This is a genomic window from Bradyrhizobium sp. CCBAU 21365 (assembly GCF_015291305.1).
In the GTDB taxonomy this organism is placed as follows: domain Bacteria; phylum Pseudomonadota; class Alphaproteobacteria; order Rhizobiales; family Xanthobacteraceae; genus Bradyrhizobium; species Bradyrhizobium elkanii.
The window spans coordinates 5,327,992-5,342,311 of record NZ_CP030036.1 but is presented as its reverse complement, the minus strand read 5'-3'; the positions used below and the strand labels follow the sequence as shown (position 1 = coordinate 5,342,311).

The 14,320-nt window shown below is 62.5% G+C and carries 35 protein-coding genes; 1 reads left to right on the top strand and 34 read right to left on the bottom strand.

All coding sequences use genetic code 11. The features are described from left to right. The gene (locus XI02_RS24825; RefSeq protein ID WP_194483189.1) at positions 1–1,062 is read right to left on the bottom strand and encodes a hypothetical protein; all 1,062 of its coding nucleotides are present in this window, start codon (positions 1,060–1,062) and stop codon (positions 1–3) included. Positions 1,063–1,230: 168 nt separating this feature from the next. Here XI02_RS24825 and XI02_RS24820 point away from each other — a divergent pair, with 168 nt between their 5' ends. After that, positions 1,231–1,683: a hypothetical protein gene (locus tag XI02_RS24820; RefSeq protein ID WP_194483188.1), complete on the top strand. Its 453-nt coding sequence runs from the start codon at positions 1,231–1,233 to the stop codon at positions 1,681–1,683. 14 nt (positions 1,684–1,697) lie between these two features. On the opposite strand, the gene XI02_RS24815 is transcribed toward XI02_RS24820, so the two are convergent. The 33 genes from XI02_RS24815 to XI02_RS24655 all read right to left on the bottom strand — a co-directional run bounded on the left by XI02_RS24815 (position 1,698) and on the right by XI02_RS24655 (position 13,648). Next, entirely contained in the window at positions 1,698–1,892 is a 195-nt protein-coding gene (locus XI02_RS24815) for a hypothetical protein (RefSeq protein ID WP_194483187.1), read from the bottom strand. Beyond that, the gene (locus tag XI02_RS24810; protein WP_194483186.1) at positions 1,892–2,158 is read right to left on the bottom strand and encodes a hypothetical protein; all 267 of its coding nucleotides are present in this window, start codon (positions 2,156–2,158) and stop codon (positions 1,892–1,894) included. Before XI02_RS24810 ends, XI02_RS24815 begins: the two co-directional genes overlap by 1 nt. A gap of 159 nt (positions 2,159–2,317) precedes the next feature. Then, on the bottom strand, positions 2,318–2,722 hold the full coding sequence (locus XI02_RS24805) for a hypothetical protein (RefSeq protein ID WP_194483185.1): 405 nt from the start codon (positions 2,720–2,722) through the stop codon (positions 2,318–2,320). Between the two features lie 19 nt (positions 2,723–2,741). Next, positions 2,742–3,119, bottom strand: coding sequence for a hypothetical protein (locus XI02_RS24800; protein WP_194483184.1), 378 nt, complete (start codon positions 3,117–3,119; stop codon positions 2,742–2,744). Next, entirely contained in the window at positions 3,116–3,409 is a 294-nt protein-coding gene (locus XI02_RS24795) for a hypothetical protein (protein WP_194483183.1), read from the bottom strand. The genes XI02_RS24800 and XI02_RS24795 overlap by 4 nt, the downstream gene beginning before the upstream one ends. After that, entirely contained in the window at positions 3,409–3,618 is a 210-nt protein-coding gene (locus XI02_RS24790) for a hypothetical protein (protein WP_194483182.1), read from the bottom strand. Before XI02_RS24790 ends, XI02_RS24795 begins: the two co-directional genes overlap by 1 nt. Continuing rightward, positions 3,608–3,823: a hypothetical protein gene (locus XI02_RS24785; protein WP_194483181.1), complete on the bottom strand. Its 216-nt coding sequence runs from the start codon at positions 3,821–3,823 to the stop codon at positions 3,608–3,610. Before XI02_RS24785 ends, XI02_RS24790 begins: the two co-directional genes overlap by 11 nt. Continuing rightward, positions 3,816–4,070 (bottom strand): hypothetical protein, encoded by a 255-nt coding sequence (locus XI02_RS24780; protein ID WP_194483180.1) that lies wholly within the window; start codon positions 4,068–4,070, stop codon positions 3,816–3,818. The genes XI02_RS24785 and XI02_RS24780 overlap by 8 nt, the downstream gene beginning before the upstream one ends. Before the next feature lies 1 nt (position 4,071). Then, a complete protein-coding gene (locus tag XI02_RS24775) occupies positions 4,072–4,554 on the bottom strand; it encodes a hypothetical protein (RefSeq protein WP_194483179.1) in 483 nt (160 codons plus the stop codon). After that, positions 4,554–5,150, bottom strand: coding sequence for a hypothetical protein (locus tag XI02_RS24770; protein ID WP_028344194.1), 597 nt, complete (start codon positions 5,148–5,150; stop codon positions 4,554–4,556). Before XI02_RS24770 ends, XI02_RS24775 begins: the two co-directional genes overlap by 1 nt. Before the next feature lies 1 nt (position 5,151). Further along, complete coding sequence (locus XI02_RS24765; RefSeq protein WP_194483178.1) at positions 5,152–5,529, bottom strand: hypothetical protein; 378 nt, start codon at positions 5,527–5,529, stop codon at positions 5,152–5,154. Positions 5,530–5,531: 2 nt separating this feature from the next. Then, positions 5,532–5,708 (bottom strand): hypothetical protein, encoded by a 177-nt coding sequence (locus XI02_RS24760; protein WP_194483177.1) that lies wholly within the window; start codon positions 5,706–5,708, stop codon positions 5,532–5,534. Next, positions 5,705–6,358 (bottom strand): hypothetical protein, encoded by a 654-nt coding sequence (locus XI02_RS24755; RefSeq protein ID WP_194483176.1) that lies wholly within the window; start codon positions 6,356–6,358, stop codon positions 5,705–5,707. The genes XI02_RS24760 and XI02_RS24755 overlap by 4 nt, the downstream gene beginning before the upstream one ends. Beyond that, a complete protein-coding gene (locus XI02_RS24750) occupies positions 6,351–6,713 on the bottom strand; it encodes a hypothetical protein (RefSeq protein WP_194483175.1) in 363 nt (120 codons plus the stop codon). Before XI02_RS24750 ends, XI02_RS24755 begins: the two co-directional genes overlap by 8 nt. Further along, the gene (locus tag XI02_RS24745) at positions 6,713–6,940 is read right to left on the bottom strand and encodes a hypothetical protein (protein ID WP_194483174.1); all 228 of its coding nucleotides are present in this window, start codon (positions 6,938–6,940) and stop codon (positions 6,713–6,715) included. The genes XI02_RS24750 and XI02_RS24745 overlap by 1 nt, the downstream gene beginning before the upstream one ends. 381 nt (positions 6,941–7,321) lie before the next feature. After that, positions 7,322–7,465: a hypothetical protein gene (locus tag XI02_RS24740; protein WP_194483173.1), complete on the bottom strand. Its 144-nt coding sequence runs from the start codon at positions 7,463–7,465 to the stop codon at positions 7,322–7,324. Between the two features lie 267 nt (positions 7,466–7,732). After that, positions 7,733–7,891, bottom strand: a complete 159-nt coding sequence (locus tag XI02_RS24735) for a hypothetical protein (RefSeq protein ID WP_194483172.1) — start codon at positions 7,889–7,891, stop codon at positions 7,733–7,735. Then, the gene (locus XI02_RS24730; RefSeq protein ID WP_194483171.1) at positions 7,878–8,030 is read right to left on the bottom strand and encodes a hypothetical protein; all 153 of its coding nucleotides are present in this window, start codon (positions 8,028–8,030) and stop codon (positions 7,878–7,880) included. The genes XI02_RS24735 and XI02_RS24730 overlap by 14 nt, the downstream gene beginning before the upstream one ends. Further along, complete coding sequence (locus XI02_RS24725; RefSeq protein WP_194483170.1) at positions 8,027–8,209, bottom strand: hypothetical protein; 183 nt, start codon at positions 8,207–8,209, stop codon at positions 8,027–8,029. The genes XI02_RS24730 and XI02_RS24725 overlap by 4 nt, the downstream gene beginning before the upstream one ends. After that, entirely contained in the window at positions 8,209–8,436 is a 228-nt protein-coding gene (locus XI02_RS24720) for a hypothetical protein (protein WP_194483169.1), read from the bottom strand. The genes XI02_RS24725 and XI02_RS24720 overlap by 1 nt, the downstream gene beginning before the upstream one ends. Beyond that, positions 8,433–8,681, bottom strand: coding sequence for a hypothetical protein (locus XI02_RS24715; RefSeq protein ID WP_194483168.1), 249 nt, complete (start codon positions 8,679–8,681; stop codon positions 8,433–8,435). Before XI02_RS24715 ends, XI02_RS24720 begins: the two co-directional genes overlap by 4 nt. Continuing rightward, positions 8,674–8,862, bottom strand: coding sequence for a hypothetical protein (locus XI02_RS24710; RefSeq protein ID WP_028344186.1), 189 nt, complete (start codon positions 8,860–8,862; stop codon positions 8,674–8,676). The genes XI02_RS24715 and XI02_RS24710 overlap by 8 nt, the downstream gene beginning before the upstream one ends. After that, a complete protein-coding gene (locus XI02_RS24705; RefSeq protein WP_194483167.1) occupies positions 8,859–9,194 on the bottom strand; it encodes a hypothetical protein in 336 nt (111 codons plus the stop codon). The genes XI02_RS24710 and XI02_RS24705 overlap by 4 nt, the downstream gene beginning before the upstream one ends. 147 nt (positions 9,195–9,341) lie before the next feature. After that, positions 9,342–9,509, bottom strand: coding sequence for a hypothetical protein (locus XI02_RS24700; RefSeq protein WP_194483166.1), 168 nt, complete (start codon positions 9,507–9,509; stop codon positions 9,342–9,344). Beyond that, entirely contained in the window at positions 9,500–9,682 is a 183-nt protein-coding gene (locus XI02_RS24695; RefSeq protein WP_028344184.1) for a hypothetical protein, read from the bottom strand. The genes XI02_RS24700 and XI02_RS24695 overlap by 10 nt, the downstream gene beginning before the upstream one ends. A gap of 1 nt (position 9,683) precedes the next feature. Then, a complete protein-coding gene (locus XI02_RS24690; RefSeq protein WP_194483165.1) occupies positions 9,684–9,980 on the bottom strand; it encodes a hypothetical protein in 297 nt (98 codons plus the stop codon). Further along, positions 9,981–10,463, bottom strand: coding sequence for a hypothetical protein (locus tag XI02_RS24685; RefSeq protein WP_194483164.1), 483 nt, complete (start codon positions 10,461–10,463; stop codon positions 9,981–9,983). 11 nt (positions 10,464–10,474) lie between these two features. After that, the gene (locus tag XI02_RS24680) at positions 10,475–10,678 is read right to left on the bottom strand and encodes a hypothetical protein (protein ID WP_028344181.1); all 204 of its coding nucleotides are present in this window, start codon (positions 10,676–10,678) and stop codon (positions 10,475–10,477) included. 9 nt (positions 10,679–10,687) lie between these two features. Continuing rightward, on the bottom strand, positions 10,688–10,909 hold the full coding sequence (locus XI02_RS24675; RefSeq protein WP_194483163.1) for a hypothetical protein: 222 nt from the start codon (positions 10,907–10,909) through the stop codon (positions 10,688–10,690). A gap of 115 nt (positions 10,910–11,024) precedes the next feature. After that, positions 11,025–11,264, bottom strand: coding sequence for a hypothetical protein (locus tag XI02_RS24670; RefSeq protein ID WP_194483162.1), 240 nt, complete (start codon positions 11,262–11,264; stop codon positions 11,025–11,027). 533 nt (positions 11,265–11,797) lie between these two features. Next, positions 11,798–12,139 (bottom strand): hypothetical protein, encoded by a 342-nt coding sequence (locus XI02_RS24665; RefSeq protein WP_194483161.1) that lies wholly within the window; start codon positions 12,137–12,139, stop codon positions 11,798–11,800. A gap of 26 nt (positions 12,140–12,165) precedes the next feature. Next, entirely contained in the window at positions 12,166–12,519 is a 354-nt protein-coding gene (locus tag XI02_RS24660) for a hypothetical protein (RefSeq protein WP_194483160.1), read from the bottom strand. 85 nt (positions 12,520–12,604) lie between these two features. Then, complete coding sequence (locus tag XI02_RS24655; protein ID WP_194483159.1) at positions 12,605–13,648, bottom strand: hypothetical protein; 1,044 nt, start codon at positions 13,646–13,648, stop codon at positions 12,605–12,607. Positions 13,649–14,320 lie beyond the last annotated feature (672 nt).

Here is a 14,320-nt window from a genome sequence, read left to right as displayed (position 1 = left end):
TCAGCGGATGTTCTTGTTCAGAGCCCAGTACGGGTTGGTCCCGTCATGCGGCTTGACGAACAGCGTCTGGTAGGCGTGATCGCGGGTCTTGATGACCTCGACCTGGCGGGTGCCGAAGCGCTGGCGATAGGCCGACACGGTCTGACCCGGGGCGATCAGGCGTCCGTTCACCCACTTCGCATCCGGATGCGGCGGAGCAGCCTCGACGACCTCGGCCACGACCTCGTCGCCGGACTCGTCACCACCCTCGTCGTGCTCTTCTTCCTCGTTGAAGTCCGAGCCGTCGCCCTCGACGACTGTCGACTCGACGACGGCGCTGGCCGAGACGCGCGGCGGGATGGTGATCGGGAACACGCCGAACACGTCATCGTAGGCGTGGTTGCTCGCTCGATCGGCTGCGAACTGGGTGTCGTAGAGCGTCTCGTCGACAGAGAGGGCCCGATCCTCGTCGATGAACAGGCGAACGAACTTCGTCTGCGGTTCGGTCGAGATGTTCTCGAAGACCCAGTCGCCGCGGATGTCATCGCCGTCCAGGTCGAACTGGAGGACGACGCGCTCACCCTCGCTGTCGTGGTAGCCGGCGATCACGACCGGATGCGTGGCATCGGCCAGCACCGAGAGGATCACGACCTCCGTGAGGAAGTCCTGATTGTCGTCGGTCCGGAAGATCTCGAACGGCTTGTTGAAGTCGACCTTGCCGACCGGATACTTCGGCGGCGAGGGCGGGGCTTCCGGCGCCGGCAGCGCTTCGACAACCGGCTCTTCGGCCGTGATGGCGGCGAAGACTTCCTCGGTCGAGGTGTCAGCAGCGAAGACTTCCGAGGTCTCGGCGATCGGCGAACCGATAGCGGCGGCGAGCAGGGCGCCGTTGTCGATCTCGGTGGTCAGGCCCGAGGCTTCCGTGCCGGCAGCCTGGTCAGCCTGCAAGTCGGCTCGGTTGAGGTAGCCGGACATGCTGACGACGGATGCCGTCTCGGTTGGAGCGGGCAACAGGTTGGTCGGCTGCTGCTCGTTCGCGAGGACGAGACCGTAGGTGGACGTTTGGCCCATGGTGGGGTCCATTTGCAGTTCTCCTTTGGTGATTGCGGCCGACTGGTTGAGGTCACCCCGTCAGTGACGGCGGCCCGCGCTTGGATTGACGGGGTGTTTCGCTGCGCGCCTATAGACCGTCGTTTGCATTAATTGCAAGTGCAAATTTGCATTTAAGCAAACGTTCAGGTATAGGGAGGCATGCAGAAAACTGAATTGGTCTATGGGTTACCTTGGCTCCAAACGAAGCCGGAACGCGCTATCTTCGATGAACTTCAGTTCGCCTGCGTCTATGCAGCCGGCCCCCTCGGGGGTCGGCCGCTACGGCTCGGCGCCTCGACCAACCTCAAGAAGCGGATCGAGTGCCTGCAGCCCGGCAGCTGGGAGCCGCTGAAGGTCCATCATGCGATCTGGACCACGAACGAGGCGTTCGCCGTCCGGATCTTCAACGATGCCGCCGCCATGTTCGACAAGGCGAACCGCCGCCTGGTCGGGGACTGGTTCGACGTGACGCCGGACTTCGCCGTCCAGGCATTCCGGATCGCGGCCGAGAAGGCCAACATCAGCTTCATCTCGCATGACGCCATGCTGGACAGGGTCAGAGCCATCCGGGAGAAGCGCCTGAACAGCGGCATCGTGGTCCGTAAGCGCTAGTTCTGGCAGGCCCATCAGGCGGCTTCCTCATTGTCGTTGCAGGGTCGGCTCATGATCGGGAGCAGGCCAAGCATGTGAATGTCGAGAGTGATCGGCTCCACCCAGGTGAAGCCGGCACGGTCCCGATGCGTGTGGTTGAAGGTGACGGTGTGGACGACGACCGTGCCGAACGGCAGGCGCTTGCCCGGAGGCAGACCGATGGCGAACATCAGTCTTCTCCCCAGCAGTCTTCGCAGTCGAGGTCTTCCAGCTCCTCGGGGAGCGGCTGGCGATCGGTCGCGGGCCAGAACGGTGCCGCGAACATGCCGGCGCCGTAGGTCACCTCGCCGCCCTTGACGCCGATCTTGGCGGCCAGCGCCTTCGACATCTCGGTTCCGATCTTTTCGAGCTGATCGGTGTAGGCTTTGACCTCGTCGGGCATCTTGGCGCGATACATCGCCTCGATCATCTCTCCGAGCCTTAGTTGGTAGGCCATTTGCAGTTCCCTTCATTTGCATCAGGATTGCATAGCATTTGCATTCAAGCAAGTGCTATTTCACGAGTCCACCCAGAACGACAGCGAACGCTGCGGCCAGGAGGAGCGCGAGCCCCAGGTTTCGAACGCTGAGGAACTCGCGCGGGTCCGCCTGGAGCCTCAATTGATCTTCCTCATGAAGCCGATGTTGACCATCACGGCGCCGTACTTTTTGCAGAAGACGCGGTCGCCCTTTTTGATCTCGACCAGCAGCTCTTCGAGGTGTGAGCGGACCCGCTGCGTTACGGACGGGATCAGCTTCGTGCGGTCGTACTCCATGTCCATGATGACGAAGATCGCGTTCATGGTGGCAGGAGCGTAGGTTTCGAAGTCGGCGCCCATCCGATCAGCGGCGCGCCGTGCGCCTCCGTCGATGAACTCGTAGCTCGACGAGCACTTCTGCAGGACAGCGTAGGAGATCGTTGCCAGGGCGACGAAATCCGCGTCGACGTTTTCGGCCTTGGCGGGAGAAGAGAAGGCAAGCGCCAGCGTTACCGCCAGCGCTGCAATTGCGCGCAGTTTCATAGTCGTAGTTCCTTGTCGGTTATGGTCGTCGTCGCTGCTTGTAGGAGGCGAGGATCATGTCCATCACCTCAGCGACTCGGAGGCGGGACTCTCGCTGTTGACGAACAGCCCGGAACCGGCAGAAGCGGCCGGACTTGTCGAGCTGGGTCACCGGCACGTCTTCATAGCCGTGGCGGTAGGGTGGGGTGGTGGCCAGGATATCGACGATGGGACGCATCATCGCCAGCCAGGGGTCGTTGAGGTCGGGATCGGCCGGCTTGGCCTTGTACTGCTTCTCGATCTCGTACAGCCGGTTTGATGCGAGGGTGAAGACATCCCGCATGTATCTGGTCGGGACGCCGGCAATCGTCGGCGTTCCGTTGGGGTGATGCTGCACCCGGATGGCGAGCCGGTTCACTGAACCTCTCCGCAACCGTTGCAGACATAGGCGTTCTGATCGGGCGTCCATTCCCACTCAGACTCGATGCCGGCGTCGTTGCAGTCGCAGCCGATATCCTCCGCCTCGTACACGGGCTCGGGATACTCGTTCATGCTGTTGTCTTCCTCCGGCGCGTCCAGCTTCCATGTCAGGTTGCCGTCGCCGTCGCAGTTCCAGTCGGTGACATGGCCGTCCTTGACCATGCATCCCGTGTAGAAGCCGGGCGACTCCACCTTGGCGCACAGGGTGCATTTCGCTGTTGTGACCATCACTCGCCCTCCGGGACTTCGTCGTCGAAGTGCTCGCCGCTATCGATCGTGAGCACGTCGACCAGTTGGACCGGGCCGCTCACGGTGAGGTCTTCCAGGAACTGGATGGCCGCATAACAGCCGCCATCGCCCATCTCGTCGCCCTGGAAGATGCGCTCGTGCTCGCCGCCGGACTGGTCGCGGTAGGTGATCTTGACCTTAACGCCCATTGGCTTCCTCCCGTCGCACCTCGGCATCGCGGATCTTCAGCAGCGCCAGGTCGAGATCATCCCGAAGCTTGCGGGCCTGGACGGTGTCCAGAACCTCACAGCAGCGCGTGCCGCCCTTCGGACCGATCAGGTAGACGATGACGCGGTCGTTCGGATCGCGGTCGAATGACCCGCCGCTGGTGAAGCCGCTGATGAACTCACGCATCGTCGTCATCCTCGTCGTCGACGGGGGTGAGCTGGTCGAACGTCCACTCGGCGCCGTTGTCGTCGAGGAAGACGGTCTTTCCGTCCTTGGTGGCGGTGACCTGATCGTCATAGAAGATCACGGTGCCGTCGCTGTCGTGGACGGGCGTTCCGTCATCCTCAATGCCGCTGATCCCGCAGCGGCCGGTCAGCCGCTCCAGCGTGCCGATGATGGCCGATCCGCTCGGCGAAACGTATTCGCGTGCCATCTTAGCCCTCCGACGACGTCAGCATGGTGGTGAACGTCTCGCCGTGAGCGTTCTCGACCTCGGACCAGTCCTCGATCAGCATGTTGAGGATGCCGACCAGTTCGAGCGGGACCGGCACGTAGCAGGGATAGGCGTCCTGCTCCTGGTGCTCGGCGATGCCCTGCAGCCAGGTGTCGAGGCGGGCGCGGTTGGTGACCGGGATGCCTTCCTCGTCCAACTCCTCGTCGGACGGGTGCTCGTCGATCCAGGTGACCAGATCACCCAGCTCGTCCGCACTGCCGATCGCCAGCATCCACGCCTTGTCGAGCTGCGCCTTCGGCAGCGACTCGAGGATGGTGCGAGCTTCGAGATCGACGTCGTTCATATCGCGGATGCGATAGCCGGCGTTGATCATGATGTCGCCGATCGCGGACAGTGTGTCGCTGTCCCACTCCACGCCATCCATCTGTTCCTGGATGGCAAGCATTGCCTGATGGTCGTTCATTATGGCCTCTCGGGTTTGGCGATTTCGGTGTCGATGGTCGCGTCGATGACGTGTCCGTGGCGTCCGCGCTTCTGGTACCTATCGTGATCGATAAGGAACCACTTCTCGACGTGCTGGCATTTGGCGACGACGCCGACCTTGCCCTTCGGCACCCAGTGCGCCCAATCGCCCCACGCGGCGGTGACGATGAACTTTTCGCGGTTCTCGATCTCGAACAGCTTCTCGTCGCGGATCAGGGACTGGCCCTTCTCCAGCTTGACGCCGAAGAACTGCTCGTACTGATCGGGGTGCCAGTGGCGGAACGTCTCGACGGCGATGTCGTATTCGCTCCGGTCAGGCTTGCCCTCGATCTTGATGATGCGCTGGAAGGCGATCGGGTGAATCATGGCGGCGATCGACCACTGACAGTCCTCCTCGTACCAGCCGGCCTCGGCTCGCATGTACTTCGGGACCGCCGCATTGCGCTCGCGGGACAGCTTGATGCCGCCGTGACCTGCGGTCGAGACGGACCAGATGCCAGGCGCCAGCTCGCGCTTGTCCTGGATGGCGCCCCACGGCGACGACTTGGGGCATTCGCAGCGCTCGTACTGGGTCATCTCAGTCCTCGAATTTGATCTTGCGGAAAGCGAGATGGCTCTTCGCATAGGGGGTGATCTCGCCACGGTCGTAGGCGAGGGCGTAGGTCGGACAGCGGACGAACACGCAGTTCGATGGTTCGTCGTCCGAGTCGCTTTCGTCGTGCTCGGTGGTGAAGCCGAAGTGGCATTCGTCGAAGTGCTTGTCGCCCTTCCGCAGCGGTCGCCACCACCACTCGTCATCGTCGAGCGACCAGCCGGCATCGATCGCCGCCTGATGGATGCGGTGGACCTTCTCGATCAGGTCGAGGCCCTTGAGTGCGGCGACGACCTGACTGCGACGGATGCCGTGCATCGACTGGATCACATGTCGGATGTCATGGGTGAACAGCGGTTGCATGATCAGTCCTGCGGGAAGTGGGCGACGATCGCCTCAAGCTGCGTGCAGAGCGTGTGATGGCCGACGAATTGTCCGGTCTGCCACCACAGCCACTGAAAGGTGAAGGGAAGATGCGGGCATGCATCGTTCCCTTCGAGGCCGGCTTGGAGTCCGGCGTCGTAGTAATCGAACGGGTTCATCGGAAGCCCGGACCAGCTGGAGTCAGGTCGTACTTCTCGCCGAGCCACTTCACGAATGCCGGCGGCGCCTCGCCTTGCTCGAAGGCGGAGAGCATCCGGCTATCGCTGGGATCGTCGCGGCTCTTGCGGTCGTCGGTGACCAGCTCCTCGTAAGCCCACTGCTGGCGGGCCTGACTCTTGCAGTCATCCTCGTACCGCAGCCAGGCGAACTCCTGCGCCACCAGCTGGGCCGCGCTGTGAGCGTCGATCAGCCCGCCGCCGGTGTAGATGTAGTCGCCGCGATACATCGAAGCCTTGCCGTCCTTGCAGACAGCGTGCTTCAGCATCGCCGGGATCACCTCCCAGTCGTATGACCAGTAGCTGAAGAACTCCTCGTCGTTCGCGGTGAGGATGTCGTAAATCTCGAGACACCACAGGCCGAGAACGATCGACTGCGAGCGCATCTCGGCCGAGCCGCACTGCTCCCGCATCTCGATCCATTCCACGCGGATCGCGGCCGTGGAATGCGGGTCCTTCTTGGCTGCCTTTTCGAGCTTCGCGACCTGCGCCTCGGTGCCGAGCGTCCACTCGTTGAGGCATTCCCACACGCAGAGGGCCGCCTCCACCTGCAAGGCGGTGTAGGTCTCGGGCTCTTTCTTCTTCCTAGCCATTGTCGATCTCCTCCAGCAGCTTGACTGCGTCGCCCTTGAGGGCATTGAGGTCGAGGCGCACGGGGATGCCGTGCATCACCTCGACGGGGTTGACGAAAGCGCGAACGATCTTGAGCAGCCGCTCGACCCGGTCCTTCGCTCGATCGAGCGGACCGTCGAGGTAGGCCAGCGAGTCGCATTCGGGGCAGCGTCCGCACGGCGATGCATCGCCCGGTGTCAGGCTGCAGTCGTCGATCTCGGCGCACTCGATCGCGGTGCCGGACCAGTCACAGCTGCTGCAACAGCAGACCAGCTGGTCGGGTGGGCCCATGAACGCGATCTCGGCGGAGTAGGTGTCGCCTTCGAGGTCAGCCATCAGCCCATCCTCGCTTTCAGCTTTTCCTGGATCTCCGTCGCGACGCCGACCCATGCGTGGCCGTTGATCAGCGGCGTATTGACCGCAGCCGGCTCGGCCTTCGCGACCAGCTCCGACCACTTGTCGAGCGCATCGAGCACGAACAGCTGGGCGAGGGCGCCGTACTTGCTGTGCTCCATCAGCGATCGGACGAACGCGGTGTTCGTCTGTTGTCTTGTCGTCGCCATTTCGTCTCCTTTGCATTCAAACAATCGGTTGGACACGGCTCCGCTTTTCCTGAGTGTCAGGAAAAACTCGGCTTCGAATTGGTGTGGTTCGCGAGTGCTCTCTCCACCACTCCGCCCTATAGCCGCGGGGGGACACGGCATCGACCGAGCAGGTTTCCCTCCAACCACGCTGCATCCTTCGGGGAGCAGCAGGCCTCACAGTGTCCGCACGTGCGGCGTGCCGTATCGCGCAAGGCAGGCGCTACACTGCGAGGGCATCGAATTGCACCAGCGGATTGGTTTGCCCGCCGCTGGTCGGGCTGTGCGTCCGGTCGCTCGCGGCTTCACCGGTCCAAAAAGCTCAGTCACTATCGTTCGGGGTCACAGTGGGGGTCGCTTACTTCATGGCCGTGCCCCGTCGTCGTTGCTGTAACTCGGGACCTTCGCCTTGCGCTTCTTGTTGGGCACAACGCGGGCCTTGTACTTCGGCGTCCGCAGATCACGAGCGATCGGCGAGCGTCGGCTCTGCGTCTTTCGCTTCTTCATGTCTCGAACTCCGGTGAAATTGAATGGCCGGATTGCGCCGGCCTCGCCACTGCGTTTGGGTCGCAGCAACCTATGAGCGGGTACCCATTTCTCCGGGCCGCAAACTTCTCATCATGGTCATGGGTGGCCATCATCGCCAGGCGCGGACGAAACGCCGAAGCTAGGCCGTTTGAAAATGCGAGACGGGATGAAACCGCTACTCGCCTCGTCCTGCGGGATTTTCCCTTGCCTTTGTGTGCAGACCCACTTCAACCACACACAGGGACCTCAGGACTCGCTGGTGTTCGCCCAGCGAGGATTGATGCCGCGTCCGTCGATCGCCCAGCGGTTGGTCCGCCAGTAGAGATCGGCTTCGCAGTGACGGCGCTCGGCTGCACGGATGCGAGCCTGAAAATCTCTGAACTTCAGCTCTTCACGATCGTCCATGGCTTGCCTCCAGCTGCGCCAGCTCGGTTTCGAGCGGGTGGTAGTCCTCGAAGCGGGCATTGGCCCAGCCGTTGCGGGACATGTCCGACAGGATGCGGATCAGCGCCATGCGGCGGCGCTTGCGCTGCTTCTCGGTCATGGGTCCACCACACGGCTATGGATGACGCTGTGAAACCACTCGTTCACGTTGCCCCGATCGTCTTTGCAGTAGACGCGGCGCTCGTTGAACGACTGGACGGTGACCATCTCCTTGCGGAAGGTCGGGACCTTGTCACCGGGCTTCAGTTCCTGGCCGGTCGGTTCGTAGATCAGCCGCATCAGAGCCTCCAGTGCTGCATGCGGGCACGCTGGTCCGCACGCTCATTGTCATTGTCGGCCTTCGGATTGGCCCGGATCAGCTCACTGCCCTTGCGCAGCCAGCGCTTGCGGTCGTCATCGCGGACCACGTACTCGTCGCCGTCGAGGACTTCCTTGACCTGCCCGACGAACGACCCTTTCGCGCCGACGCGGGCAGAGCGCACCCAATCATCCTTCTCGAACTTCATGCTCCGCCGAACCTTCCCATTTCCAGATCGAGGCTGTCGGTGTTCTCGTATGTGGCGATCAGCCGATAGACCCGGCCGTCCCTGATGTGCAGGGAGGCGAAGACGATGACGTCAGACTTCCTGCACTCCTCGAACGCCTTACGGGCGTCCGCCTCGAATGCGTAAGTGTCGGTGTAGGCCTCGGTCATCGAGACGTGCGTGACCTTGGCCGATTTGCGGACGGCGCCGTTCGCGGTGTCAGTCACAGCTCGCTCCCATGAACTTGCGGACGCCGGCCGCCAGCGCGGCGTCGTCGACGCCCTTGGCGATCAGACCTTCGGCGTGCCTGTGGAGCGCCGGGATCGACATCATCGGGATGACCATGCCGGTGACGGCACGTTGGATGCGGGCGTCGTCGAGCGCCTGCTGCTTCTTGGTGCGCTTCATGTCAGCTCCTTGCCGGGAATGCCGCCCGTTCGGACGTGCGCTTCGCAGTTGGGGTACACTCGGGCCTGATCCCGAATGTGCGGGATGATGATCTCGACGCGGGCCAGCTCGGCCTCGCGCTCGGTGGCGTACTGCTTGGCGTTGCTGCGCCAGATGTCCCAGGTGTTGGCCGTGCCCATCGGGTTGAACCGATCGGTCAGGTACAGCACCTCGCGCTTGCCGCTGTTGTCGGCCGGGATGCCGTTCCACCACACGACGACGAACGTGTCGGGATTGTTGACGCGGTCGATCGTTGCCTGGGACGCCGGCCGGAAGCCTTCGGGGAACTTCATCGGCTTGCTCCCGTGGCTTTCCACTCGTGCTTCGGGCAGTACTGCCAGCACTTCGGCTCCAGCGGGTCCGCGTCACGCAGGGCTTGCGCCTCCTTGTCCGTGACGCGGACCACCTCATCCGAAAGGATGTGTTTCAGGCACTTCATCTCAGACCCATTTGGCAAATGCCGCACGGCAGGCGCGGGCATCGTTGAAACTGCGAGCGGCGGCGCGGGCGATCCGCATGGACCGCATGCCGACCGACTCGATGACGCCATCGCGGCGGATGACGAACAGCGTGGGGACGGGACGAGGGACGCGGCGGATCACTGACATTGGCGCACCTCATCCCTGGCCATGTTGTGAGCCAGCAGCAGGAGATCGGAGATCAGGACGTGCAGATCGTCCCGGGTGATGGTCGGGGCCGTCCTGAAGTTGAGGTCGACCGTGGATTTGCCGTGACCGGCGGTGGTCGCGCGGACGGTCGCTTCGAAGAACCGGGTCTGCATGTCACGCTCCCGCACAGGTCAGAGCGAAGCGGGCGGACCCGACCTTCGCGATGTTCTTGATGTGGACGAGCTGGCCGTGCTCGCGGGCGTCGGCGACGTAGTCCTCGCCCCAATGCAGGGCGAGGGCAGGGGCGTTTGCCTCGAAGTCATCCCATTTGACGCGGCCGAAGTCCGGGTTGCTCTCCCAGACCTTCACGAACGTGCCGCGCCGCTGCGGGCCGGACCCGGTGAACTGGCCGGTGTTCTTCAGGAAGGCTGCGGCATATGCGACGCGGTCGCCCGGTGCTGGCGCTGACATTCACGCCTCCACCGATTGCCAACCAGCCGGTATCCGGCCGCGCGTCGCGACCTGCTCGATCGCCGACACGTCCAGCTTGAAGAGGCTGGCGACGCCCTTCAGGTGATCGGCGAGCCGGTCGTAATCCCAGCCACGATGAAACCAGTTGTCGCGCTCGTCGTGAACGCTCTGGAGGCGGGTGAGCAGCCGCTGATGCTCCTTGAACCACGGTGGCACGACCTGACCGAAATGCTCGATCAGATTGTTGAGCGCGTTGCCGCCAGAGTTGGGCTTGTAGTCCGGCATCTCGGACATGTCGTCCATCCGCGGATCGTACCTGTCGTCCGGGATGAAGTTGCCGGCGATGCAGCAGCGACCGGTCGGGTCGCGGTACATGCACATGTCGTCAAGGCCGGTCGACGGACCGGGGGACGCGGCGAAGAACGCACAGGCAACGTCGAACACTTCCTGAGCGGTGGGTGTGTTGGTGAAAACGTGGGGCATGGGATGTCCTGTCAGGTGCTCGTGGGGGACGACAGCAGCTCGCGGAGGGCGTCGGCGCGGGTCCAGCAGTCCGACGCATTGCCGACCTCGTTCCATTGGAACGTGTGGGTCAGGGCCTTGTGCTCGGCCGCCTCGATCTCGGCGCCGATCTCGGCCGCGCTCTTGCCGGTGGCCCAGCTGAGAGCGTTGTATCGGGCGTAGGATTGACCGCGCATCGCCTGGCCTCAGAACTGGTAGACGTTGTTCTGGGTGACGATCAGCCGGCGCTCGAAGTCGATCGAGCGGAGCGCGGAGGTGATGGTCACTTCCCCCTTGGCGCCGCCGCGCTCGTCGTGGTCCTCGCCCATCTCGACGCGGGCTTTGACGACGCCGGACAGGGGTATCCGCTCGATCGGCGCGCCGATGCAGTCAGTGAAACCGAGAAGCTTGCAGGTGAACATGCGCATGGGGTGGCTCCGTTGGTGCGCGGTCAATGCACGAATGCAAACGCAAATGCAAGTGCAAATGCGCCCTAATTCGAGCAAATTCGTATGAGATAAGGAGGGGGTTCCGAGGGCAGATTCACCGCCCCGGAAATTCGAGAATAATTCCCGAGAAAATGGGCCGAGCGACAATAACCGGACGGCCCGGGGTATATTCGAAGGCCGCCTCCAGCTCCTCGATCGTGCCCATGAGCACGGGGACAGAGGCTCCTCTCTGAGAGAGGACACAGGCCGCCTCAGCCAGTATTGCCGACTGGACGGGGGTGATGCCGGACCTGCCCGAGTAGGCACGGTACAGCGCATCGAGACGAGCACGCATCGGTTCCTCCGGTGATGGAGATGGGGCGGAAAGCCCTGCGAGACAGGCACTTCCCAAGACGACGACGAACGAAATCGGGGCCGCCCATCGAGGGCCGCCGGAGCAGCTCAATCCCAAGCCAGTGACCTACAGGCAGGGAGAGATGCAGGGATGAGAGAGGGAGGGAGAGGCACTGTACCTGGCCTCATCGATCTCACCGGTCAGACGCAGATTCTCGACTTTCGGATGCAAATGGCCTGCAAACCGCAGAAGTTGGCCGCGTCGACCTTACCCTGCACATAAAAGCACATTTGCATTTTCGCGATTTCCAGCCCTATCTGACACTAAATCTAGTGCCGTACATGCCAAAATCGGTGCCTCAGTCCGCAAATCAGGGGGTTGAGACCCCATTTTCAGGGGTCCACCCACTAGATGTTGAATATTCAGGGGTGCAGCGACCCCATCATCAGGCCGGCGAAGGCGAAGGCCATCAGGATCAGGGCGCCCGTGGCGAGATCCACGCGGGCGTTCAGTATGCGCTTCATGGCGGATCCTCAGGCGTACCTGGCGAGGGGCTTCTCGCTCACGGGGTGGTGGACGGTGCCGTCCTTGATGGTCACGCGATCGGCGGACCAGACGGTTGCGGGGGCGTTCAGCGAGGCGTGGCGTTGGGCGAAGTGCAGATCGCCGAAGGGTTCGCACTCGGACCGGCCTGACCGGAACGTTTGAACGATGAAGCGGGGCACGCTCTCCCGGGGCTTAGCCTGTGTGACCGTGGGGCGGGAGGCGGGTTTTTCCCGAGGGTCAGGAAAAACTCGAGGCTGGCTCGCGTCCGCTTTCTGGATGGTCGCAGTCACGAGCGAGCGCAGGTATCCGGTCTGACGAGCGGTCAGCATGGCGTGGTCTCCGGTGTGGGGCGCGTTCAGCGCTGAGCGAAGCGGGCCTTGCGACGGGCATAGCCGGGCGTCGGAGGCTGGAAGCGGGGGCCAGTGAATGGCGTGTAACGCAGGTGGGGCTCTTTGGCCTCGAAGTGGGTATCGGCCCATGTACGGCGGGCCAGCTCGATCCTGTGCATGCCGGCGAGCGTGTCGGGGCTGACGTCCGCTTCCGGGATCATGAGGCGGGTCTCAGCCAGTGTGGTCCGGCTCTCTTCGCCGCTCTTGGGCGTGATGAGCATTTCCCGACCACCCGGAAAATTTGAAGCCAGCCAGTCCGCGTCAGACAGGGGGCGGGGGGGCGTTTTCGCATTGGCGAATGCACGATTTTTCCGGGGCATGCTCACACTCCGTGGACGGCACAAAAAAAGGCCCCCGGCGGTGAGGCCGGGAACCTTGCGATTTGCGGGGGCGATTGGCGGGGGCTTAGGCCGCCTTGCGCTTCCGGGACTTGCGGGCGGGGGCTTCCGCCGTTTCGTCCGCCTTGGGGGCTTCCGCCGGAGTTTCGTCCGCGGGGGCTTGCGGAGCGGGCGGGGGCAAAAGCAGGATGACGTTTTCCGCCGTGGGGGCTTCCGCCGAAACCGACGCGCCGACCTTGGCGTTAATGTGCGCCTGCAGCGTCATCAGTGCATCGATCGAAAGCGTATCCACTGCAGCCATGATCGCCGCCAGTTTCTCGCTTTCGGTCAACGGCGCGGGGGCTTCCGCTTCCGCCGACTCGGGGGCTTTGGCTTCCGCCTTGGCTTCCGCGCCTTCCGCGCCGCCCTTGTCCGCCTTGTCCGCCTTGGCCATGTCGTGCCATTCGGCCAAGCGGGATTGCATGATACCCCACTGCCCGGAAAGCAATTCGCCGACCTTGGCGTTCCACATGGTTTCGGCCGACTCGACCGACGCGGCGCGGGCACATTCCAGAATGACCGGCGCGTGGTTCAGGCGCATGAAAGAGGCAAGGCGCGTTCCGTAGGTCCGGAGCGTTTGCAGCGAGTCGATAAGCTTGACGTTGACCGGCTTGCCGTTGCTACCGGTTGCGCCGGTATGCTTCAGCTTGACGTATTCCGACGCCAGCTTGTTCCGCTCGCTTTCGGCCGCCTTCAAAGCATCGCCCGAAAGCCGGTCAAAGCTGGCGGTAGCGGACATGATCGCCGCCGCATGGGACTCGGTACCGCGCCAAATCATCTTGCCAGCCTTGGCGACCGGAACCAAAATGTCGCGGGTGAAAATCCATGCATCTTTCTGCGGATCATAGTTGTTATCCGTCAGAACGGCGCGGATTTGCTCGCCGCAAAGGTTCAGCGCCAGCATGGTCACGGCGTTGTAGGTCGACGACTCGGCCGCGCCAAGCGACTTAATCGCAAGGTCCGCCGCACGAGTCTGGATCGTATCGGCATACTTTTCGGTTGCGGACTGCAACACGTTGGTTTCGGCCATCTCTTGCGCGGTAGCGGCGCGGGTATCGGTAGCGGTAGCCATTTGAGTTTCGCCTTTCTCGTTTCGCCCCCGTCTTTTCCAGACCATCCGGAAAAATCCGAGGTTTTGGCATGGCTCTCCCGTTCTCTGCGAAGGTCATTCGCGAGGTGGAAAAACGCGCGGGAAAGCCCGCTTGCCTCTCCCGCTATATGCGGGCACAAAATCACCATAGGCAACGAGACTTGAGTTTAGAAGCAAAGAAAAAACGCTGCAAAATCAATAGCTTGCAAGTCGAAAAATCGGGCTTTGCATTCCCTCGAAACGAAATCGAGCAAAGAAAACGTAAGTAAATCAATGCGTTAGCAGGTATGCAAACGATGATTCCAATTCAGGAAAACGCCTCGCTTGGGAACCAAGGGAAACGAGATCGAAACGAGAACAAATATTAGACTTGAGTCTAATTGACTTGAGGTTTCCCAGCGCTCGAATCGATACCCCTACCAAAGTCTAATTTTTTATTGGACATGGGGACTGGGTTGGCCAATACCCATCAACTTCGCACCGCTAAAAGGCCATTTCCCCCAATCGACTGGGCGATGATATGAAACTTGGGCCTGAGCTTTGAAATCCAGGGCCGTGGGAGGCTCTGCGGCCCGCCTATGTAGGTTCCGAGGGGTGAAACGGGCGGCCCTTCCTGGGCCTTCCCTGGGTTTTGGGGGGCGTTTGCATTACCAC